General features: G+C 43.9%; 22 protein-coding genes. 15 read left to right on the top strand and 7 right to left on the bottom strand.

Annotated elements, in window-relative coordinates; all coding sequences use genetic code 11:
* The first annotated feature begins 167 nt into the window (after window positions 1–167).
* The 9 genes from opp3b to pepF all read left to right on the top strand — a co-directional run bounded on the left by opp3b (window position 168) and on the right by pepF (window position 10,354).
* Window positions 168–1,103, top strand: a complete 936-nt coding sequence (opp3b, locus tag H9630_RS02320; RefSeq protein WP_191713872.1) for an oligopeptide ABC transporter permease — start codon at window positions 168–170, stop codon at window positions 1,101–1,103.
* Window positions 1,103–2,131, top strand: a complete 1,029-nt coding sequence (opp3C, locus tag H9630_RS02325) for an oligopeptide ABC transporter permease (RefSeq protein ID WP_191713873.1) — start codon at window positions 1,103–1,105, stop codon at window positions 2,129–2,131. Before opp3b ends, opp3C begins: the two co-directional genes overlap by 1 nt.
* Before the next feature lie 15 nt (window positions 2,132–2,146).
* Complete coding sequence (locus tag H9630_RS02330; protein WP_191713874.1) at window positions 2,147–3,202, top strand: ABC transporter ATP-binding protein; 1,056 nt, start codon at window positions 2,147–2,149, stop codon at window positions 3,200–3,202.
* Window positions 3,202–4,140, top strand: coding sequence for an ABC transporter ATP-binding protein (locus H9630_RS02335; RefSeq protein WP_191713875.1), 939 nt, complete (start codon window positions 3,202–3,204; stop codon window positions 4,138–4,140). The genes H9630_RS02330 and H9630_RS02335 overlap by 1 nt, the downstream gene beginning before the upstream one ends.
* Before the next feature lie 278 nt (window positions 4,141–4,418).
* Window positions 4,419–5,627: a putative glycoside hydrolase gene (locus tag H9630_RS02340; RefSeq protein ID WP_191713876.1), complete on the top strand. Its 1,209-nt coding sequence runs from the start codon at window positions 4,419–4,421 to the stop codon at window positions 5,625–5,627.
* A gap of 397 nt (window positions 5,628–6,024) precedes the next feature.
* Window positions 6,025–6,420 carry a transcriptional regulator SpxA gene (gene spxA, locus H9630_RS02345; RefSeq protein ID WP_006829729.1) on the top strand — a complete coding sequence of 132 codons (396 nt, stop codon included), beginning with the start codon at window positions 6,025–6,027 and terminating at the stop codon, window positions 6,418–6,420.
* Window positions 6,421–6,666: 246 nt separating this feature from the next.
* Complete coding sequence (mecA, locus tag H9630_RS02350; RefSeq protein WP_191713877.1) at window positions 6,667–7,323, top strand: adaptor protein MecA; 657 nt, start codon at window positions 6,667–6,669, stop codon at window positions 7,321–7,323.
* Window positions 7,324–7,378: 55 nt separating this feature from the next.
* Window positions 7,379–8,485 carry a competence protein CoiA gene (locus H9630_RS02355; RefSeq protein ID WP_225218323.1) on the top strand — a complete coding sequence of 369 codons (1,107 nt, stop codon included), beginning with the start codon at window positions 7,379–7,381 and terminating at the stop codon, window positions 8,483–8,485.
* Between the two features lie 60 nt (window positions 8,486–8,545).
* A complete protein-coding gene (pepF, locus tag H9630_RS02360) occupies window positions 8,546–10,354 on the top strand; it encodes an oligoendopeptidase F (RefSeq protein ID WP_191713878.1) in 1,809 nt (602 codons plus the stop codon).
* 466 nt (window positions 10,355–10,820) lie between these two features.
* Here the strand turns inward: pepF and H9630_RS02365 are convergent, their stop codons facing one another.
* From H9630_RS02365 to H9630_RS02375, 3 genes are all read right to left on the bottom strand, one after another.
* Window positions 10,821–11,618 (bottom strand): ClpXP adapter SpxH family protein, encoded by a 798-nt coding sequence (locus tag H9630_RS02365; RefSeq protein WP_191713879.1) that lies wholly within the window; start codon window positions 11,616–11,618, stop codon window positions 10,821–10,823.
* The gene (locus H9630_RS02370; protein WP_191714486.1) at window positions 11,615–12,013 is read right to left on the bottom strand and encodes a globin domain-containing protein; all 399 of its coding nucleotides are present in this window, start codon (window positions 12,011–12,013) and stop codon (window positions 11,615–11,617) included. The genes H9630_RS02365 and H9630_RS02370 overlap by 4 nt, the downstream gene beginning before the upstream one ends.
* A 101-nt stretch (window positions 12,014–12,114) precedes the next feature.
* A complete protein-coding gene (locus H9630_RS02375; RefSeq protein ID WP_191713880.1) occupies window positions 12,115–12,705 on the bottom strand; it encodes a CYTH domain-containing protein in 591 nt (196 codons plus the stop codon).
* 105 nt (window positions 12,706–12,810) lie between these two features.
* Here H9630_RS02375 and H9630_RS02380 point away from each other — a divergent pair, with 105 nt between their 5' ends.
* The 4 genes from H9630_RS02380 to H9630_RS02395 are packed head-to-tail and all read left to right on the top strand — an operon-like array spanning window position 12,811 to window position 15,590.
* Window positions 12,811–13,206, top strand: coding sequence for a UPF0738 family protein (locus H9630_RS02380; protein ID WP_225218324.1), 396 nt, complete (start codon window positions 12,811–12,813; stop codon window positions 13,204–13,206).
* 22 nt (window positions 13,207–13,228) lie between these two features.
* Window positions 13,229–13,906 carry a GTP pyrophosphokinase gene (locus H9630_RS02385; RefSeq protein ID WP_191713882.1) on the top strand — a complete coding sequence of 226 codons (678 nt, stop codon included), beginning with the start codon at window positions 13,229–13,231 and terminating at the stop codon, window positions 13,904–13,906.
* On the top strand, window positions 13,903–14,709 hold the full coding sequence (locus tag H9630_RS02390) for an NAD kinase (protein ID WP_191713883.1): 807 nt from the start codon (window positions 13,903–13,905) through the stop codon (window positions 14,707–14,709). Before H9630_RS02385 ends, H9630_RS02390 begins: the two co-directional genes overlap by 4 nt.
* Before the next feature lie 5 nt (window positions 14,710–14,714).
* Window positions 14,715–15,590 (top strand): RluA family pseudouridine synthase, encoded by an 876-nt coding sequence (locus tag H9630_RS02395; RefSeq protein ID WP_191714487.1) that lies wholly within the window; start codon window positions 14,715–14,717, stop codon window positions 15,588–15,590.
* Here the strand turns inward: H9630_RS02395 and prpE are convergent.
* Window positions 15,587–16,324: a bis(5'-nucleosyl)-tetraphosphatase PrpE gene (gene prpE, locus H9630_RS02400; protein ID WP_191713884.1), complete on the bottom strand. Its 738-nt coding sequence runs from the start codon at window positions 16,322–16,324 to the stop codon at window positions 15,587–15,589. The two genes, H9630_RS02395 and prpE, sit on opposite strands and share 4 nt — an antisense overlap.
* 101 nt (window positions 16,325–16,425) lie before the next feature.
* Here prpE and mgtE point away from each other — a divergent pair, with 101 nt between their 5' ends.
* Together mgtE and fabI are read left to right on the top strand one after the other, a co-directional pair.
* On the top strand, window positions 16,426–17,796 hold the full coding sequence (mgtE, locus tag H9630_RS02405) for a magnesium transporter (protein ID WP_191713885.1): 1,371 nt from the start codon (window positions 16,426–16,428) through the stop codon (window positions 17,794–17,796).
* A 79-nt stretch (window positions 17,797–17,875) separates the two neighbouring features.
* Entirely contained in the window at window positions 17,876–18,646 is a 771-nt protein-coding gene (fabI, locus tag H9630_RS02410) for an enoyl-ACP reductase FabI (protein WP_191713886.1), read from the top strand.
* A gap of 63 nt (window positions 18,647–18,709) precedes the next feature.
* Here the strand turns inward: fabI and H9630_RS02415 are convergent, their stop codons facing one another.
* The 3 genes from H9630_RS02415 to H9630_RS02425 form a co-directional block, all read right to left on the bottom strand.
* Window positions 18,710–19,141 (bottom strand): GNAT family N-acetyltransferase, encoded by a 432-nt coding sequence (locus tag H9630_RS02415; RefSeq protein ID WP_191713887.1) that lies wholly within the window; start codon window positions 19,139–19,141, stop codon window positions 18,710–18,712.
* Window positions 19,142–19,660 carry a YjcG family protein gene (locus tag H9630_RS02420; protein WP_191713888.1) on the bottom strand — a complete coding sequence of 173 codons (519 nt, stop codon included), beginning with the start codon at window positions 19,658–19,660 and terminating at the stop codon, window positions 19,142–19,144.
* A 72-nt stretch (window positions 19,661–19,732) separates the two neighbouring features.
* On the bottom strand, window positions 19,733–20,455 hold the full coding sequence (locus tag H9630_RS02425) for an alpha/beta hydrolase (RefSeq protein WP_191713889.1): 723 nt from the start codon (window positions 20,453–20,455) through the stop codon (window positions 19,733–19,735).
* Between the last annotated feature and the right edge of the window lie 98 nt (window positions 20,456–20,553).

Genomic DNA, 20,553 nt, shown 5'->3' on the forward strand with positions numbered 1-20,553 from the left:
AACAAAATAGAAGGAGAGTATATCGCATTGTTAGGACGATATACTCTCTTTTCTAATGTAAAGGAATTAACCGAAAATTAACGGTTTTCTGCTAACTCATGAATATAACAAGACTCTGTTTATTATGCATAGAGCTTGTCAAATAGACTTATTTTTGGAGGTGCACAATGGGTAAATATATTGGCAAACGTTTAATTTATATGGTTATCACTCTGGCTTTAATCGCTACGTTCACGTTCTTCTTGATGAATGTACTACCAGGTTCCCCAATCGCTTCCGCAGATAAATTAACTCCAGATCAAAGAGCAGTTGTAGAGGCAAGATATGGCTTGGACAAACCTCTTCCGGTTCAGTATTTTGATTACATGTTCGGGTTAGTGCAAGGAGATTTAGGGATTTCCATTAACCAATTTAAAGGCGCAGATGTAACAGATGTTATTTTAAGCCGTATGGGCCCTTCAGCTCAAATTGGTTTCCAAGGTATGCTGATCGGAACTGTGCTTGGAATTCTATTGGGCATGGTTGCCGCTTTAAGGCAAAACACATGGATGGATTACACCAGTACGTTTATCGCTATTGTTGGTATTTCAATTCCGTCCTTCGTTTTTGCATCTTTACTTCAATATTGGTTCGGATTGAAATGGGAATTGTTCCCGGTTGCATTATGGAAAGACGGCTTTATGTCCAGCGTTCTGCCATCCATCGCGTTGGCCATGTTCCCGCTTGCGACAGCTGCACGTTTTATCCGTACTGAAATGATTGAAGTACTGGGTTCGGATTACATCACCTTGGCGAAAGCCAAAGGCGCAAGCGGTTCAGAAATCGCATTCAAGCATGCATTCCGTAACGCATTGATTCCGTTGATTACAGTTCTTGGCCCAATGGCAGTATCCATCCTTACTGGATCACTCGTAGTGGAACAGATTTTCGCAATTCCGGGCATCGGGGAACAATTCGTTAAATCAATTATGGTCAGTGATTTCTCCATCATTATGGGAACCACTATCTTCTTCTCAGTATTCTTGATTGTCATCATTTTACTGGTCGATATTCTCTATGGTGTCATTGATCCTCGTATCCGTCTTTCAGGAGGTAAAAGTTAATGACTCAAAAAATCGATAAAATTCCGGAACTGCCGAAAGGCTCGTTTGAACGCATTACATTAGATGCACATCAAGCGGAACGCATCACAAAGCCGAGTGTCAGCTTCTGGCAAGATGCCTGGTACCGTATCCGCAAAAACAAAGGCGCTTTATTCAGCATTGTGTTATTTGGTCTAATCGTCATTATGGCGTTTTTAGGGCCGGTCATCAGCCCGTATGCACCAAATGCCCAAACTATTACTCACGCTAACTTGCCACCAAAGATCCCAGTCATTGAAAAATTGGGGATCCTTGATGGAGTCGGAACTTTAGGCGGCAAAGAAGTCGATTTGTATGAAATGAAAAACGTTGAAGTCAACTACTGGTTCGGAACTGATGGACTTGGCCGTGATATGTTCTCACGTGTCTGGAAAGGGACTCAAGTATCCCTATTCATTGCTTTCGTTGCAGCAGCGATTGATATGTTGATCGGCGTCATCTACGGCGGGATTTCCGGTTACTTTGGCGGACGTGTGGATGATTTCATGCAACGGGTCGTTGAAATTTTAACAGGTATTCCAAACCTTGTTGTGGTTATCCTGTTCATTCTAATCATGGATCCGGGAATATTAGCCATCATCATCGCTCTGACGATAACCGGTTGGACAGGGATGTCTCGAGTTGTCCGTGGCCAGGTGCTTAAGTACAAGAGCCAGGAATTCGTTTTGGCCGCCCGCACGTTGGGTGCCAGCGACACTCGTATAATCTGGAAGCATTTGATGCCTAACGTATTAGGCGTAATCATCATCAATACCATGTTTACAATTCCAAGCGCTATTTTCTTTGAAGCTTTCTTGAGCTTTATTGGATTGGGGCTGCAGGCACCGGATGCTTCACTCGGAACATTGATTAACGATGGCTATGCGTTAATTCAGTTCGCACCGCATATCTTAGCGTTCCCAGCTATCTTGCTAAGTTTGATCATGATTGCATTTAACTTAATCGGTGATGGACTTCGAGATGCCCTCGATCCGAAGATGAAAGATTAAGGAGGAAAGTTTAAAATGGAGAAAATTTTACAAGTGAAAAACCTTGAGCTTTCCTTTAACACCCAAGGCGGGGAAGTTAAAGCGATACGCGGGGTTAACTTTGATCTAAATAAAGGTGAAACGTTGGCAATCGTAGGGGAGTCGGGTTCAGGCAAATCTGTAACGACGAAATCGATTATGCGTTTGCTGCCTGAAAGTTCCGCTGAGTTCAAAAATGGCGAAATTCTATTTGGCGGCCGTGATTTGACGAAGTTGAGCGATAAAGAAATGCAGAAAATCCGCGGAAAAGAAATTTCGATGATTTTCCAGGATCCAATGACTTCCTTGAATCCGACAATGCCAATCGGCCGGCAGCTGACAGAACCTTTGCTGAAGCATCAAAAGATCAGCAAAAATGAAGCGAAAAAAGTAGCAATCGATTTATTGCGCATGGTCGGTATGCCGAAACCTGAATTGCGGATGAAGCAATATCCGCACCAATTCTCAGGTGGACAGCGCCAGCGTATTGTTATCGCCATCTCACTCGCCTGCAATCCGAAGATCCTGATTGCGGATGAGCCGACAACAGCACTTGATGTGACAATCCAGGCGCAGATTCTGGAATTGATGAAAGATCTGCAGAAAAAAATCGATACATCAATCATTTTCATTACCCATGACCTTGGAGTTGTGGCGAACGTAGCTGATCGTGTGGCGGTTATGTACGGCGGGAAAATCGTCGAAATCGGTACAGTCGATGAAATTTTCTATAACCCGCAGCATCCTTATACATGGGGCTTATTGAGCTCCATGCCTTCATTGGACACGGAGGATGCCAAGTTGTATGCAATTCCAGGAACGCCACCTGATTTATTGGATCCGCCAAAAGGAGATGCTTTCGCGCTTCGCAGCGAATACGCTCTGAAAATTGATATGGAGCAAAACCCTCCTTTCTTTAAAGTCAGCGATACGCATTCAGCTGCCACTTGGTTGTTGCATCCGGATGCGCCGCAGGTAGAACCGCCTTTAACTGTCATTGAACGAATGAAGAAATTCCCAGGAAGCAGATATTATGAAGGGGGCGCGGTGTAATGGCTGAAAAATTACTGGAAATCAAAAACCTGAAACAATATTTCAACATCGGCAAAGCCAATGAAGTCCGCGCAGTAGATGACATCAGCTTTGATATTTACAAAGGTGAGACCCTCGGATTGGTTGGAGAGTCAGGTTGTGGGAAATCGACGACTGGCCGTTCCATCATCCGTTTATATGATGCAACAGATGGGGATGTCTTCTATGAAGGTGAGAATGTCCATGGCAAAAAGTCCAAGCAGGACTTGAAGAAATTCAACCGTAAAATGCAGATGATTTTCCAGGATCCCTATGCTTCGTTAAATCAGCGTATGAAAGTTATGGATATCATTGCTGAAGGCATCGATATCCATGGTTTGGCGAAAAACTCGACTGAACGGAAAAAAATGGTTTACGATTTGTTGGAAACTGTTGGTTTGAACAAAGAGCACGCTAACCGTTACCCGCATGAATTCTCGGGTGGACAGCGCCAGCGTCTTGGCATAGCCCGTGCTTTGGCAGTAGATCCGGATTTCATCATTGCGGATGAGCCGATCTCTGCATTGGATGTATCCATCCAAGCTCAGGTCGTCAACTTATTGAAAGAACTTCAACAGGAAAAAGGGTTGACGTTCTTGTTTATTGCCCACGATTTATCGATGGTCAAGTACATTTCTGATCGCATTGGTGTCATGTATTTCGGAAAATTGGTGGAGTTGGCTCCTGCAGAGGAGTTGTACAATAATCCGTTGCATCCTTATACGCAATCACTGTTGTCAGCTATTCCATTGCCTGACCCCAACTATGAACGCAACCGGATCCGCAAGTCCTACGATCCGGCCATCCATAAATACACAGAAGCTGATGACGTGCGTATGAGAGAAATCAGTCCTGGCCATTTTGTTCAATGCTCAGAACGTGAATTCGAATCGATTAAATCAGCATCAGTGTCGAAGTAACAGCAAAACGATGTCCTAATGGGCATCGTTCTTTTTTTTGTGAGAACAATCTATTGGCTGGCATAGTGAAAGAGTTATCAATAGCTGCATCCAGGCGGATGATTTCTTATTTCAATTAGTCAGATAAATGTTAGAATGGAATAACACTGGATATTAAAGTTTATTCATATAAGGAGGGCTCTGAGCTAAGGAGCCGATTTAGGCGATTGATCAAATTAGAAGGCGGGTAAGCAAGTATAAATAACTTGGCGTAAAAGTGGAATAAGGGGTGCAAGAAGATGGCGAAATCATTGAAGACAGCAGTAATTCTTACAGCAGGCGTTTTATTGGCAAGTGTTGGCAACGTTTATGCAGCTGAAGAAAGCGAAACACCGGATTTTACACCGCGTACATACAATACAATAGAACTTGATTCGAGTGTTTTGGCAGCTTCCCAGTTGTTTAAATTTGATTCAGGCCTCGAATTTGCCTATCCGGATGCCGTTCGGGGGATTTTTGTAACAGCTCATTCTGCAGGCGGGGAGCGGTTTGGATCACTGGTTGAACTGGTGGAGCAAACAGAATTGAATGCCATGGTCATCGATATCAAAGAAGATTTTGGCCATTTGACATACATACCGGAAGACGGCTCAGCACTGGCGGAACTTGGATTGGGCCAGCCTTTGATTAAAAACCCAAGAGCTATGCTGGAGCAGCTGGAAGAAAAAGAAATCTATCCTATCGCTCGCGTGGTGGTATTTAAAGATACCGTACTGGCGGAACAGCAGCCTGAGCTGACATTTATGGATGGAGAACAGGTCTGGAAAAATAATCGCGGAGAATCATTCGTCAATCCATTCTTGAAAGAAGTGTGGGACTACAATGTCCAAATTGCTATCGAAGCCGCTAAGCTTGGTTTTAAGGAAATTCAATTCGACTATGTCCGTTTTCCGGAAGGATTTGAACACCGTGCTGATGATCTCAGCTATTCGCTCGGGGATTACGCAAACTCTGATGCTGATCCGATACAGCGGCGAGTAGAGGCGGTAACGGATTTTGTTGCCTATGCAAAAGAACAATTAGAACCGTATGAAGTGGATGTATCGGTCGATATTTTCGGCTATGCGGCAACACTGCCGGAAGCTCCAGGCATCGGCCAGAACTTTTCCAAGATTTCTGAGAATGTGGATGTCATCTCATCGATGATTTATCCAAGCCACTGGACCTCTTACTTTGGAATTGCCAAGCCGGATCTCGAACCTTATAATCTGGTTGCGGAATATGCCAAGGTGGAAAACCAGGTGTTGGGTGCTTTGGAAAATCCGCCAGTTTCAAGGCCTTGGCTTCAGGATTTCACCGCCAGCTATCTTGGATCAGGCAACTATCTGCGGTATGGAAAAGCAGAAGTGGAAGCTCAGATCAAGGCGTTGAACGATAATGGAATTGAAGAGTTTCTTCTTTGGAATGCAGGGAATACTTATTCTAAAGGTGTGGATTATACGCCTTAAGCTGGTTCGTGGGATTGTGAATAGGGTGTTTGGCTAAGGAAATAAAAATATCTTATAGCAATCATAAATTTAGATGGAACTATTTTCAGTTTGAAACGTAATATATACTAGAATCGATTTTCAAAAAGAAGCTGTAACTGAGAATAAAAAATTTTAGTTTGGAAGTTTACGACAAAAGAAAATGGGGTAAATTTAAATATACAAGCTTACAAGTATAAAGAATGTATAGCGAATATGTGACAAAAAGCTTGAAATTTAATTTTTTTACTGAAATACACTATTAAATTCATCCCATACATTGTATAATGAATGTAGAGCCTCTAAACTATAATGATTCTAATTTGAAAAATGAACCACACTAAATTTTCATGAATCCGAAAGGAAGTGCTCCATTATGATGGTTACATTATTCACGTCCCCGAGCTGCACATCTTGCAGAAAAGCAAAAGCTTGGCTTGAGGAACACGAAATTCCATATACAGAACGCAACATTTTCTCTGAACCTTTGACAATCAGTGAAATCAAAGAAATCTTACGTATGACTGAAGACGGTACAGATGAAATCATCTCAACCCGTTCTAAAATATTCCAAAAATTGAATGTAGATGTTGAAAGTTTACCACTTCAGCGTTTATACGAATTAATTCAGGAACATCCAGGATTGCTGCGCCGTCCGATCATCATGGATGAAAAGCGTCTGCAAGTCGGCTATAACGAAGATGAAATCCGTCGATTCCTACCGCGTAAAGTTAGAGCTTATCAACTGCTTGAAGCTCAGCGAATGGTAAACTAACAATAAGCACATCAGCTGTCCGGTCTTTATGGTATTTCATAATAGATCCTGGGGCAGCTTTTCTTTATTTTAATTAGTTGCATAAATCAGTTAAGTGATTTAAACTCTATGTACTTGTAACTTGTCTTTGGAAGATAGGCATAAACTTTTTCTTTGCCTGCAAAAGAAGTTATACTTATTAGAAGCAACACAAGCACGGCTCGGAGGAAGGTTCTCTTAGTCCAAACCGTAAAGGAGAGGTGTAAAATGGAAATAGAACGCATTAACGACAACACAGTTAAATTTTACATTTCCTATCTCGACGTTGAAGAGCGAGGGTTTAGCCGTGACGAAATCTGGTTTAACAGAGATAAGAGCGAAGAACTTTTTTGGGAAATGATGGATGAAGTTAATGAAGAAGCCGATTTCGTAATGGAAGGCCCTCTGTGGATCCAAGTCCAAGCGATGGATAAAGGACTCGAAGTCACAGTAACACGTGCTCAATTGACTAAAGATGGGCAAAAGCTTGATTTGCCTGATGACATAGAGGAACGCCGCAAAATGTTTGCAAGTGAAGATGCGGTGACTCCCGAATTTGATGAATTCGAACCGGTTTTTGATGAACCCGATATTAAGAAACTTGAATATACATTTGTCTTCTCAGAAGTGGAAGAACTATTGCCGATTGCACGGCGCTTGATGTATGTGCCGATTGAATCTGCGGTTTATCACTTTGAGAACAAATACTACCTTTACACAAGTTTTGATGAAATTCTTCATTCTGAAGAAGATATCAAAAACAATGTCAGCATCATCACAGAATATTTGCGCATATCACCTGTTACAGTTCACCGACTTGAAGAATACGGCAAGCCCATCTTCAAAGAAGACGCGCTCTCAAATGTACTGCATTACTTTGGCTAAGGCCTCCTTTACAGGAGGTCTTTTTTTATTGCCAAAATAGGCTGGATTCCATAGAATGGAAAAAAGGAGAGTGATTGATATATTAGTGGCTAAAACAGAACAACAGGAATTGTTTTATTTGACCGGACAACACGATAGGCATGAACTTCAGTACATTCGCACCCAGCGTCGATTCTTTTGCCCATCCTGCCAAGCTCCATTGCTTTTAAAAATTGGCGTAATCAACATCCCTCATTTTGCCCATCGGACTCTTTCAGGCTGCGACCATTACAGCGAACCTGAATCATCTTTACACCTTCAAGGAAAACTCCTTCTCCATCAATTCTTCAAACAGCGGAACTTTAAAGTCAATCTGGAAAACTACTTGCCTGAAATCCGGCAGCGTGCAGATCTTCTGGTAGATGGCCAATATGCCATTGAGTTCCAATGCAGCACCATATCACCTGAGGACCTCCAGCAGCGCTCGCAAGGCTATCGGCGATTAGACATCAAGGACATATGGATTAAAGGCTTACAAGAGCCCTGCAATGAAGGAATCGGCTTGTTGCGATTGAAATCCCACGAAATTGCCATGCAGCAGAAAAGGGGAGCGCTTCCTTTCATTCTTTTGTTTTTCCCTCCGGCTAATCGATTTTATTATCACTCCAATTTATTGTTCATCAGTTCAAATCGGTGGGTGGGCAAAACGAAGTCGATTTCAGCTGCTATGCAGGTCTTTCCATTTGCAGTTCCGAAGCCGCTGTCGAAAGCGGAGTTCAAAACAGTGATGGAAATTTTTAAGGCTGAAAAAAAGCGCTATATCCGAAATCAGCTGTACGCTGAAAATCGGATTAGAAACGTTTATTGCCGTCTTTGCTACGAGTTGCGAATGGATATGGCAAATGTACCAGAGTTCATCGGTATCCCAGTCAGAGGCGCCCAGTGTTTCAAAGAACCTGTAGTGTTGTGGCAATTGCATGCTGTGGCTGCACAGGAAAAAAAGATTCCGCTTCGTGACTTGATCCGTTCGGGCAAACTGACATTGAGTGCCGGTACGCAAGAAGGACAGGCAGCAGCAGTTTTGGAAGATTACCTTTCCTGTTTTCTGTCTTTTGGAGGAAGTGCCTTGACTGATAACAGTCTTTTGGATATCGTCTACCATAACTATTGCAAAACCTTGTGAAAATTGAGAAAATAAGGTGTAGTTCGATTCCCGAAAGAGTGGGACAGAGGAGGAAATTAAATGGTTGAGAAAGTATTGGCAAGAGAAGAAATACCAACAGAACTGACGTGGAGATTGGAAGATATATTTGAAACCGACGAGCTGTGGGAAAAAGAGTTTGTAGAAGTTGCAGCTCTTGGAGATAAAGCCGAATCCTATCAAGGGAAATTGCAGGAAAATGCGGAAGCGCTCTATGAGGTGCTGGTCTATAAAGATGAGTTGACTGAACGCTTAAGACGCCTTTACACGTATTCCCATATGCGCTATGACCAAGACACCACCAATTCAAAATATCAGGCGTTGGATAGCCGCGTAAAGTCTTTGTTTGCGAAAGTATCAGCGGGCTTGTCCTTCCTGACACCGGAAATTTTGGCGCTGGAGGAATCCGTCTTAAATGACTATGTTGAAAACCATGAAGGCTTGAGTTTATACAAACAAGCACTCGAAGAATTAAATTCATTGCGTCCTCATGTCTTACCGGCAGAACAGGAATCCCTGCTTGCCCAAATGTCTGAAGTAAGCCGTGCTTCTTCCGAAACGTTCGGCATGCTGAATAATGCAGATCTTGAATTCCCGGAAATTGAAGATGAATCGGGCGAAAAAGTACAGATTACACATGGCAACTATATTCGTTTCCTTGAAAGCAAAGACCGCCGTGTGCGGGAAGATGCATTTAAAGCCGTTTATGCGACATATGGCAAATTCCGCAATACGTTCGCTTCTACACTTTCAGGCAATATTAAGCGTGATAACGTCAATGCGCGGATCCGTAAATTCGAATCGGCTCGCCAGGCAGCTTTAGCTGATGACCATATTCCGGAAGCGGTTTACGATAATCTGGTGGAGACCATCAATAATAACCTTCACCTCTTGCACCGTTACGCTGCCCTGCGCAAAGAAGTGCTTGGCATCGATAAGGTTCATATGTGGGATATGCATACGCCATTGGTCAAAGAAGTGAAAATGGAGATTCCATACGAAAAAGCCACTGGCATCATGCTTAAAGGCCTTGAAGCACTTGGAGAAGAATATGTTGGCATCGTCAAAGAAGGCATCGATAATCGCTGGGTGGACGTCAAGGAAAACAAAGGCAAGCGCAGTGGAGCCTATTCTTCGGGTACTTATGGAACAAACCCGTATATCCTGATGAACTGGCAGGACAACGTCGATAACCTGTTCACATTGGCGCATGAGTTCGGCCATAGTGTCCACAGTTATTATACGCGCGCCAATCAGCCGTATATTTACGGCGATTATTCAATTTTCGTGGCAGAAGTGGCTTCTACCACCAACGAAGCCCTTTTGAATGAATACATGGTCAACGCCACTGAAGATGACCAGGAACGCATCTATCTGCTGAACCACTGGTTGGATGGATTCCGTGGGACGGTGTTCCGCCAAACCATGTTTGCTGAATTCGAGCATATGATGCACAAAATGGATCAGGATGGCGAAGCGCTGACTGCAGACCGCCTGACAGAAGTTTATTATGAACTGAATCAGAAATATTTCGGACCGGATGTAGCAGTCGATGAAGAAATCGGTTTGGAGTGGGCGAGAATCCCGCATTTCTACTATAATTACTATGTGTTCCAATATGCGACAGGCTTCAGTGCAGCAACTGCCTTGAGCAAAGGGATCCTAGAAGAAGGACAACCCGCTGTCGACCGCTATATCAATGAATTCCTGAAAGCCGGCAGCTCGGATTATCCGATTAAAGTGCTGAAAAAAGCCGGTGTCGATATGACACAATCAAAAGCCGTTGAAGAAGCCTGCAAAGTGTTCGAACAAAAACTTAATGAGCTTGAGAAACTATTGTTGAATAAATAAGAAGGAAGAGAAACTAACGATATTAGTTAGTTTCTCTTTTCTATTTGTTATTACACAATAGTTAAGTTCAAACAGACATTGGATAATACACAGCTCGTTTATGACAAATTTGTGAAAGTCTTTGTGAATTATTGCATTAACTATTATGCCGTGCTAAGATTAGGTTGTGAAATAAATCACATACAAACATACACCCCTTTGTTTGAGCGTGAACATTTCTCCCATCCCCTTTGTGTAATATAGAAAGGCGCCTTCCGGACGTGGAAGGCGCCTTTCGCTTTTTCGCATCTTTATTGGGCAGACTTTCGATTCGATTCAGATACTTTCTAATTCAACCCAAATACTTTCCAATAAATACGGAATACTTTCCGTTTCAGCACAAATACTTTCTATTACAGAATATATACTTTCCATAGCCATCTTGACGCCAAAAAAATAGCCTGTCTCCCCCAAAAGGGGAGGCAGGCTATTTTACTTTCCATATGGTTTCTTTTGCCATGCAGATGCGTTCCAGTTTTTGTTGGAGCACTTGTTTTTTCAGTTCGCATTCGGCTGTTTGTTCGGAAATATTATAAATAGAAGCAATTTCTCTAGTGGCCATTGTCGAGTATTTAGTAAAAAGATCATCCAAGGGTGGCGGGGACTGACGATTTAAGCTTTCTTCACCCATCATCTCTTGCAAAATTGTCTGGTAGACATCGTATGAATAAAGTCCGGATACTTTAACACCTTCATCTTCAATGCATTCATTGAAAAATACGATGCTTGGCACTTCGTTGATTTCCATTTCACGTGTAATCTGTAAGTCGCATTGGAAAGCTTTTGCGGTATGTACAGAGTGGAAGTCCAATTTGAACTCTTCTTGATCCAATTCTGCTTCTTCCGCAATTTCCAGTAAAACATTATATGAAGAAACATCTTTTGATTGAAGGAACAAGTGCTCCTGCAATTTGTGCAGGAATCGGTTTCCAGAACGTTTTCCCTGAAGCTCTGCTGCTTTAATCGCCACAGACGGCAAAACAGGATGGGTTAAGTTGTTCGTGTCGATGTTTGATGAAAGTGTTCCTTTATTTAAATTGAGCAGCTGTGTACTCAATACAATACGCATAGAAAAGTAATGGCCGTATTCGATCTGGAGTTTCCGTATAACTGCTTGAAGCTCCCAACATTCTGGGTTCAAGGGGTCTACGAAAACATACAACTCCATTGGTTTAAAAGAATTCGCAGGTTCACGAATTTCCTGGACCAAATCTAGATTGCTCACTCCAACTCCTCCTCACTGTCAGACTCATTGATCATGTGATGTGCAGTTAAAACAAGTCGATTGTATAAGGTTTCACGGAATTTTCCGCTCAATCCCACCTCGTCCATTGCTTCACTCATGCACTCAAGCCAAGCCTGAGCTCTAGCAGGCGTTATTGCGAATGGATTATGTCTTGCTTTTAGTCTCGGATGCCCATGTTCTTCTGAATACAAATTCGGTCCACCTAAATATTGGGTTAAGAATTGTTTTTGTTTACGGGCGGTCTCGGAAAGGTCATCTGGAAAAATAGGCTGCAGCTTTGGATGTGCCGCTACGCGAGCATAAAATGCATCGACTAACTGTGATAATGTTTCCGCACCAATCTCTTCGTACGGAATAATCGGTTTTCCAGTCATCATCGTGTCTCCTTTGCTTTAGCTGTAAACTCATTCTAACAACGCAGCACAAATATCTCAAACAAATCGATTGAACAGTTGGAAAAATTAGGCAATAAAATTTATTTGTCAACAGAACGGACAGAAGCAGAATTCATGAAGCGGGCGATTTTCTTGTCGGCGGGACGCTGTGGAATGTCTTGCTGCTGCAGGAAATCCAAGAAGCGTTTTTGGCCATTTTCAGCATCAGCTACTTCGAATTCCAATTCAAAATCTTCATGGCCGTTGTACTCGGAATGGTCAATCACCAGAAGCCCATCCAGATAGTCGAACTCTGCACGATGAGTGGTCAATGTGCCGATCGATTCTAATTGCGTCAATGGAATATCGAGCTCCTGCAGGGCAAGCGAAACTTCAGGTGCTTCAAAAGTCTTTAATTCCAGCATGCGGCGCGCTTGTTCTCTGGTCAATTTATCAGTGATTTCGTAATGTCCGACTGGCGCCGGAATCTTTAACGTACATTCGAAGCGCCCCTGTTTATTGCGGATGCGAAGAGCGCCGAGCTTGTTCTTCAATTGAAAGTCGGGCGTGTCAAAATAATGGTTGTGCTGGGTTTTAGGCCCGTTGTGGAAAGCAGAAAAATCCTTCAGTAAACGCATGTATTCTTCTTTAGTGAGCATGTTTTTAAATTCGATTTCAAGTTCTTTTGTCATAAGATGCACCTCTCTAGTAACTTCATTATCGGATAGTTTAGCGCAAACTGCAACGAATGGCAGAGCTGTGTTAAAATATCATTATCAGGAAGCCAGAGAGGATGTATGAATTTGCATAAATTAGTAGCTGTATCTAGGACTGAAATTAACGACAATGAAATAGAATTCATTATTGAAGAAACAGAACCTGTCGAAGCAATTGAAGCTTCTGGCCAAATGCTGACAGATTCCGACAACCAGGCGTTTGTCTACTTGTTGGATACGGGTACTGACTATATATACGTTCAATTTGATATACATACATGGCCGGCGTTGACTAAAGCGCTTCAGTTTAAAAACGTCCCCCTTTTAACGTGGGGCAAGCAAGTTATGCCTTTGGCAAATTTCCACGACGAACTATGGATGCTGGTGGAGAATATAGAAGGCAATGACAATTATGGTGAAGCGTTCCGCATCGCTGTTGAACAGGCATTTCATGAGGCACTTGCTTCAAGATCTTAAAGAGAAGTGAGGAGGACCGGAAATGGGTCAATGGAATCGATTTTTAGCACCATATAAACAAGCCGTAGATGAATTGAAAGTGAAATTTAAAGGAATGCGCAGCCAATTTGAAAATGGCAATACAAATTCCCCAATCGAGTTTGTTACAGGCCGAGTCAAGCCTCTAGCGAGTATCTATGACAAGACGCTGGAAAAAGGCATCCCGTTCGAGCCTTCTGAACAATTGGCCCACCAGTTGCAGGACATTGCCGGAATCCGGATGATGTGCCAATTTGTCGGTGACATCGAAACGGTAGTCAGTCTGCTCAGACAACGCAAGGATCTGCGCATTGTTGAAGAAAAAGATTATATTTCCAATGAAAAGCAAAGCGGTTACCGGTCTTATCATGTCATCGTAGAATATCCGGTCCAGACCATTGATGGGGAACAGCTGATTTTGGCTGAAATCCAAATACGTACTTTAGCGATGAATTTCTGGGCCTCGATTGAGCATTCCTTGAATTACAAATATAAAGGTGTTTTTCCGGAAGAGATAAAGAATCGCCTGCAGCGAGCGGCGGAAGCCGCGTTTCAATTGGACGAGGAAATGTCGCAAATCCGGGATGAAATTCAGGAAGCCCAAGCTTATTTTACTGAATTTAAGGAATCGCCTGGAACCCATTTCCGAACCGACAGAGAAGGAGGTCGATCTGAAAGATGAAGTTTTATATTATATCGAGAACGGACAAATTATCCAATGAATTGATGGCCACTGCAAAGAATTACCTGGAGGACTTTGGGATGGAATGGAACGAAGAGGCACCGGATGTTGTCTTATCGATTGGTGGAGACGGCACGCTTCTTCACGCCTTCCATAAATACAGTGAAAAACTGGCGGATGTAGCTTTTGTCGGGATACATACGGGCCATCTTGGTTTTTATGCCGACTGGAAGCCGATCGAAATCGAAAAATTGGTTTTATCGATTGCCAAAAAAGATTATGAAGTGATCGAATATCCATTGCTTGAGGTTAGCATCCACTATCAGAACCTCGATGAGCCGGCTGTTTATCTGGCGTTGAATGAGTCAACTGTGAAATCTCCGGATGTCACATTGGTGATGGATGTCTTTTTGAATGAAAGCCATTTTGAGCGTTTCAGAGGAGACGGCCTGTGCATGTCGACGCCTTCTGGCAGTACGGCCTACAACAAAGCGCTTGGCGGGGCGATCATCCATCCGTCCTTGCAGGCGATGCAATTGACGGAGATGGCCTCCATCAATAACCGGGTTTTCCGCACAGTCGGTTCACCATTGGTTTTGCCTGCGCATCACAGATGTGCGTTACGCCCGGTCAAGGCGCCGGATTTCATGGTGACAGTTGACCATCTGCAATTGCTTCATAAAGATGTAAAATCAATCGAATACAAAGTGGCCAGCGAAAAAGTCCGTTTTGCCAGATTCCGTTCATTCCCGTTCTGGCAGCGTGTCCACGACTCCTTCATTGACAGCGAGCTTTCAGATTGAACGCCATGAAACCTTTTCAACTGACGTATACTGCTGAAAGCCAAAGCCTGCTGCGTGAAGCATTGGGAGAATGGGGCATCTCCAAACGAACGTTGGCTTCCGTCAAGTATGGCGGCGGACAAATTTTAGTGAATGGTGCAGAGGTAACGGTCAGGCATCCCCTTGAAAAAGGCGATGCGGTGACCGTTATTTTTCCGAACGAAGAACATGGCAAGGGCCTGCTGGCAGAAGACGGGAACCTGGATATTGTCTACGAGGATGATGCTTTGCTGATTGTCGAGAAACCCCCTTTGCAGAACACGATTCCTTCTCGCGAGCATCCCTTTGGAAGCCTGGCCAATATTGTAGCCAAGCACTTTAATGACCACGGAATCCCTTCGACTTTGCACATTGCCACACGGTTGGACCGCGATACGTCCGGCCTTGTCTGTATTGCAAAAAACCGCCACATCCATCATATGATCTCCATGCAGCAGCAGGAGAAGAAGATGAAGCGGCGGTATGAGGCCTTGGTTCATGGGCTTGTAGAAAAGGACGAATTTACAATAACGGCTCCGATTGGACGGAAAAATACAAGCATCATTGAACGGGAAGTCCGTGAAGACGGGCAATTTGCGGAAACCGAAGTACGGGTGATTAAAAGGCTTCCCGATTATTCGCATATCAGCCTCCAGTTGAATACTGGAAGGACCCATCAGATCCGTGTGCATTTAGCCCATATCGGCCACCCTTTAGTTGGAGATGATTTGTACGGCGGCAAAAGGGAACGGTTGGACCGCCAGGCGCTTCACTGTACGGAATTGGAATTGATCCATCCGGTTTCCGGAGAGAAATTGTTTTTCAGTTCTTCGTTGAATGAGGACATGCAGGCATTGGTTTAATTGTAGATGTGAAAACGGTCGGGTTGGTAGGGCTGCTGAGATGGAACAGAGACGATTTCTTTTTCGGGATAGCGAAATGCCGTCAAGGCACCGCCGAACACACAGCCGGTATCGATATTAACGGTCCGGTTGATGACATAAGGTTCAGCGGTCGGCGTATGGCCATAGACCACCCACTTCGTTCCTTTGTATGTTTTAGCCCAGTCGCGCCGCATAGGGCGCCCGTCGGCATGGAATCTGCCTGTGATGTCACCATACAGCACAAAAACCGCGATGCCTTTGCTCAGCGGCTTGCCGATCATTTCAGCCTTTAAACCCGCGTGGGCGACAATCAAATCATGTTCAAGCTGCTGATAATGAGGAAGCTGCTCATAGAAATGGATATAGCGTTTCCGGAACTGCTGCCTTTCCTGTTTGGGCAACTGTTCCCATTCGGCGACAGTCATTTCCAGTCCATGGGCAAGCTGAACATTATGCCCTTTGAAAAAACGGAAAAGTTTATTGCAATGATTTCCAGGGGAATAGTAAAGGATGCCTTCATCCTGCATGGCGAACAGTAGGCGCAGGACGTTCAACGACTCTGGTCCACGGTCCATCGCATCACCGACAAACGCCAGCTTTCTGTTTTCAGGATGGATGAATACATCGCCCTGTTTCTGGTAACCTAAGCGTTCGACGAGCTGCAATAGTTCTTGGTAGCAGCCATGGATGTCGCCGATGATATCGTATTTCAAGTAAACCACCTCTTTAATGAAAAATTTACTATACAGTTCTATAGTGAAGCGTATAGAATACTATAGCAAGCAGACACAATCCTCGAAAGGAGGGAGTATACATGATGGAAGAAAAAGTTATACGTGATGAGGAAATGAACGACGCATTGTTCAATGAATTGCTTATCCGCGGAGATGTTAAAGAATTCCGTGATGAGTTTTTATCGCACCATCCATACGACCAGGCAAGTTTTTATGAAAAGGCGGATTCCGCCACTAGGCAAGTGCTGTATCAGTATCTCTCTCCTAAAGAGATGGCAGATCTCTTTGAAGCAATCGAAGTGGACGATGATGATTACGAAGATTTGTTCCGCGAGATGGATGCTAGTTATGCCGCTGATCTCTTGTCCTATATGTACACGGATGACGCGGTTGATGTCTTAAACGAATTGAATAAAGAACAAGTCGCCAGTTATTTGACGATTATGGACAAAGACTCGGCGCAGCAAATTAAAGACTTGCTGCATTATGAGGAATATACTGCAGGTTCCATTATGACGACGGAGTTTGTGGCTATCCCGAAAAACTCCACTGTCCGTTCCGCGATGAACATTCTTCGCAATGCCGCTCCGAATGCGGAAACCATCTATTATGTGTTTGTGGTAGATGATGATCAAAAACTTTCAGGCATCGTGACGTTGCGTGATTTGATTCTGGCGGAAGAAGATACTCTGATCAGCTCCATCATGAATGACCGGGTCGTCAGTGTCTCTGTCAGCGAAGACCAGGAAGAAGTGGCACGGATGATCAAAGATTATGATTTCCTGGCCATGCCGGTTGTCGATTATCAGCACCATCTGCTCGGCATCATCACCGTCGATGACATCATTGACGTGCTGGAAGAAGAAGCATCAGATGACTACTCCAAACTGGCCGCTGTCTCGGATATGGACACGTTTGACAAAGGATCCTTTACCGCGGCTAAAAAACGGCTGCCTTGGTTGATTTTATTGACGTTCCTTGGAATGCTGACGGCTAACCTCATGGGTATGTTCGAAGCGACATTGGATCAGGTAGCGTTGCTTGCTGTCTTTATTCCGCTTATTGCGGGAATGGCAGGGAACAGCGGAACTCAAGCTTTGGCCGTAGCAGTCCGTGGGATTGCGACAGGAGACATCGAAGAAGAAAGCAAGATCAAGCTGTTGTTCCGGGAAGCCGGCACAGGTCTGATTACAGGCGTGGTCTGTGGCATCGTAGTGGTAGGCTTAGTGTACTTCTGGAAAGGTGAATTGCTGATCGGTGTATTGGTCGGAACCGCTGTTTCCAGCTCTATTTTTGTGGCGACTCTTGCGGGTTCGTTCATTCCATTATTGATTCACCGGATGAAGATTGATCCGGCTGTCGCTTCAGGACCCTTTATCACTACTTTAAATGACATCATTTCCATTTTGATTTATTTAGGTTTAGCGACAACGTTCCTAGGCAGCCTTTAGAAAAGTGCGAATTGCACTTTTCTTTTTTGTGATGTATTATTAGTACCAGGTAATAATAACAGATGCAGGAGGAATGGACATGTCAATATCATTAGAAGGAAAGACTTTTGTCATTATGGGAGTAGCCAACAAGCGGAGCATCGCTTGGGGAATCGCACGTTCGTTGGATCAATCGGGAGCTAACCTGATTTTCACTTATGCAGGTGAGCGCTTTGAAAAATCTGTGCGTGATTTGGTGGCTACGTTGGATGGCAACCACGAACTGATTTTGCCATGTGACGTGACAAATGACGAAGCTGTAGCAGAATGCTTTACGGCCATTAAGGAACAGGTGGGCACCATCCACGGTCTTGCGCATTGCATCGCTTTCGCGAAGAACGAGGAACTGGCAGGAGATTTTTCGGATACGTCAAGAGACGGATTCTTGCTGGCACAAAACATCAGTGCATACTCATTGACCAATATTGCCAAAAACGCCAAGCCATTGATGGCTGAAGGCGGAAGCATTGTAGCTTTGACATACATCGGCGGCGAGCGCGTTATGCCGAATTACAATGTCATGGGCGTTGCAAAAGCTTCTCTTGAAATGTCGGTGCGTTATTTAGCAGCAGATCTGGGGCGTCATGGCATTCGTGTCAATGCGATTTCTTCGGGTCCGATTCGTACACTTTCTTCTAAAGGAGTCAGTGATTTCAATTCGATTTTGCATGAAATCGAAGAAAAAGCGCCACTGCGCCGCAACACTACACCGGAAGAAGTGGGCGATACAGCAGCATTCCTCTTCAGCGACATGTCTCGCGGGATTACAGGGGAAACCATCCATGTAGACAGCGGATACCATATCCTTTAAAGAACACAAAAAACAGGGCGACCAGATTAACGGTCGTCCTGTTTTTTCATGTCTGCAAAACCATCAGTTAACGACTTTTTCCATCGATTTGTGGGGGATTCCCGCATCCATGAATTCTTCTGATGTCACTTCATAGCCAATATTTTCATAAAAGGAGATAGCGTGGGTCTGGGCATTCAATTTAAGTCTGAAAATCCCGTTTGTCCGTGCATACTCTTCCATCTCGTTCATCATCATGACACCGATATGCTGTCCACGGTACTCGGGGAGCACGCATACCCGTTCGACTTTGCCGAGGCCTGCTTCTACTTCCCGCATCCGTCCGGCAGCAATCGGCTGTTCAAGCTGATAGCCGACAAAATGAATAGCACTGTCATCGTATTCATCCATTTCAAGATGAACCGGAACTTTCTGCTCTTCCACAAAAACTTTTCTGCGGATATCAAAGGCCTGTTCTTTTTCCAATTGGTTTTCGGTTATTTTTACTTTCAGCACTTATTGATCATCTCCAGTTAATCGGAATGTCTCGTAGACCGTCCATGAACCATCTTCCAATTGATAAAGTAAATGAATGCGGTCAATAATTTCATCGTGGTCGATGCCTGCCATCTTCAATTGAGCAAAAACATCGGCATGTTCGGTATCAGACAATTTCTGTCCAATCGTAACATGCGGTACGAAAGAATGCTTCGGCATACCGCCAAAGAAATCGGAATGTAAGTCTTCATGCAACGCTGAGATATCAGCATTCGGTTCCACTTTGAAATACAAAGTATTGGTGACCGGAGAAAATGTGCTGACACGCGTCGCGTGCAATTTAAACGGTTTATGGCGTTTGGCGATGTTCTGCATTTCTGCCGCAACGTCTTTTATTTTTGATGCGTCCGCCTCAAATGGATCTTTTAATGTCATGTGAGGGGTGATCAGTTCATAATGCGGATCATAGCGTTTTCTGTATGAGTTTGCGATATCCTGCAATTTTTTTGAAGGAAAAGCTGCTACTCCATATTTCATCCTAATGACCTCCTTGTCTGTAATGACCATTTCTCTGAATGCCCCCAGTTAGTCGTGGTGCCTCATCAGCTTCTACATACCGAAGTTCTGAATCAATGCACGCCGCAAATCTGGCTGCCAATGCTTCCAAGTATGGTCTCCATCAAATTCTTCATAAAAGATCGAAAACCCTTTATTTTTCATTAAATTATTTAATTTCCGGTTAGGTTCAACAAAATCTTCCGTTCCGCCAGTGCTCAGTTTGACTGCTGTTTCTTCTTTTCCGATGACGTGGTAAACGGTGAAAGAATTGGCTGAATTAAAGGCTTCGACTGCTTTCAGCATGTCTTCGCCGACTTTTGGCGACTGCAGAATGACGCGGCCGAATATATTCGGGTATTTCAAAGCTGCCATCAGCGATACTGTTGCAGCCAGCGAATCCCCAATCAATGCACGGCCCATGCCGACCTGATAGGTCGGGTATTTTTCATCCAGGAAAGGCACCAGCTCATGTGCTAAAAAGCGCACGTATGCACCATGCTGTTCACCGGTCGGTTCGTATTTTTTATTGCGGTCGGACACGCTCTTATAAGGCACGCCGACCACGATGATATTTTCGATTTCCTGATTCGCCAATAACTCATCTACGACACGCGGAATCCGCCCTAATTGAAAATAATCCTTGCCATCTGAAGCGATGACCAGTGTGTATTTGTACAAGGGTGAAAAATTGGAAGGAAGGTAGACAAGCAATTGCATGTCTTCTTGAAGTTCCTTGCTGTAAATGGATAAATCTTCTACCTTTCCAGTAGTCATTTATATGCCTCCTCTAGTGGTTTGTAAGAAAATTGTACCATACTGGATGGACAAGGTATAATGGGAAAAGAACACCAAGACTATAGAAGGAAGGGGTT

It is taken from the genome of Planococcus wigleyi, assembly GCF_014836985.1.
Classification (GTDB): Bacteria; Bacillota; Bacilli; order Bacillales_A; family Planococcaceae; genus Planococcus; species Planococcus notacanthi.

What these genes read in the sequence shown, in the direction of transcription:
- H9630_RS02335 (WP_191713875.1), top strand. Translation starts at nt 3,202, where the DNA reads ATGGCTGAAAAATTACTGGAAATCAAAAACCTGAAACAATATTTCAAC.
- H9630_RS02425 (WP_191713889.1), bottom strand. Translation starts at nt 20,455, where the DNA reads ATGACTACTGGAAAGGTAGAAGATTTATCCATTTACAGCAAGGAACTT.
- H9630_RS02380 (WP_225218324.1), top strand. Translation starts at nt 12,811, where the DNA reads ATGAATTTGCATAAATTAGTAGCTGTATCTAGGACTGAAATTAACGAC.
- H9630_RS02330 (WP_191713874.1), top strand. Translation starts at nt 2,147, where the DNA reads ATGGAGAAAATTTTACAAGTGAAAAACCTTGAGCTTTCCTTTAACACC.
- opp3C (WP_191713873.1), top strand. Translation starts at nt 1,103, where the DNA reads ATGACTCAAAAAATCGATAAAATTCCGGAACTGCCGAAAGGCTCGTTT.
- H9630_RS02385 (WP_191713882.1), top strand. Translation starts at nt 13,229, where the DNA reads ATGGGTCAATGGAATCGATTTTTAGCACCATATAAACAAGCCGTAGAT.
- H9630_RS02355 (WP_225218323.1), top strand. Translation starts at nt 7,379, where the DNA reads ATGGAAAAAAGGAGAGTGATTGATATATTAGTGGCTAAAACAGAACAA.
- mgtE (WP_191713885.1), top strand. Translation starts at nt 16,426, where the DNA reads ATGATGGAAGAAAAAGTTATACGTGATGAGGAAATGAACGACGCATTG.
- H9630_RS02395 (WP_191714487.1), top strand. Translation starts at nt 14,715, where the DNA reads ATGAAACCTTTTCAACTGACGTATACTGCTGAAAGCCAAAGCCTGCTG.
- H9630_RS02390 (WP_191713883.1), top strand. Translation starts at nt 13,903, where the DNA reads ATGAAGTTTTATATTATATCGAGAACGGACAAATTATCCAATGAATTG.
- H9630_RS02420 (WP_191713888.1), bottom strand. Translation starts at nt 19,660, where the DNA reads ATGAAATATGGAGTAGCAGCTTTTCCTTCAAAAAAATTGCAGGATATC.
- pepF (WP_191713878.1), top strand. Translation starts at nt 8,546, where the DNA reads ATGGTTGAGAAAGTATTGGCAAGAGAAGAAATACCAACAGAACTGACG.
- H9630_RS02340 (WP_191713876.1), top strand. Translation starts at nt 4,419, where the DNA reads ATGGCGAAATCATTGAAGACAGCAGTAATTCTTACAGCAGGCGTTTTA.
- spxA (WP_006829729.1), top strand. Translation starts at nt 6,025, where the DNA reads ATGGTTACATTATTCACGTCCCCGAGCTGCACATCTTGCAGAAAAGCA.
- opp3b (WP_191713872.1), top strand. Translation starts at nt 168, where the DNA reads ATGGGTAAATATATTGGCAAACGTTTAATTTATATGGTTATCACTCTG.
- mecA (WP_191713877.1), top strand. Translation starts at nt 6,667, where the DNA reads ATGGAAATAGAACGCATTAACGACAACACAGTTAAATTTTACATTTCC.
- fabI (WP_191713886.1), top strand. Translation starts at nt 17,876, where the DNA reads ATGTCAATATCATTAGAAGGAAAGACTTTTGTCATTATGGGAGTAGCC.
- H9630_RS02375 (WP_191713880.1), bottom strand. Translation starts at nt 12,705, where the DNA reads ATGACAAAAGAACTTGAAATCGAATTTAAAAACATGCTCACTAAAGAA.
- H9630_RS02370 (WP_191714486.1), bottom strand. Translation starts at nt 12,013, where the DNA reads ATGACTGGAAAACCGATTATTCCGTACGAAGAGATTGGTGCGGAAACA.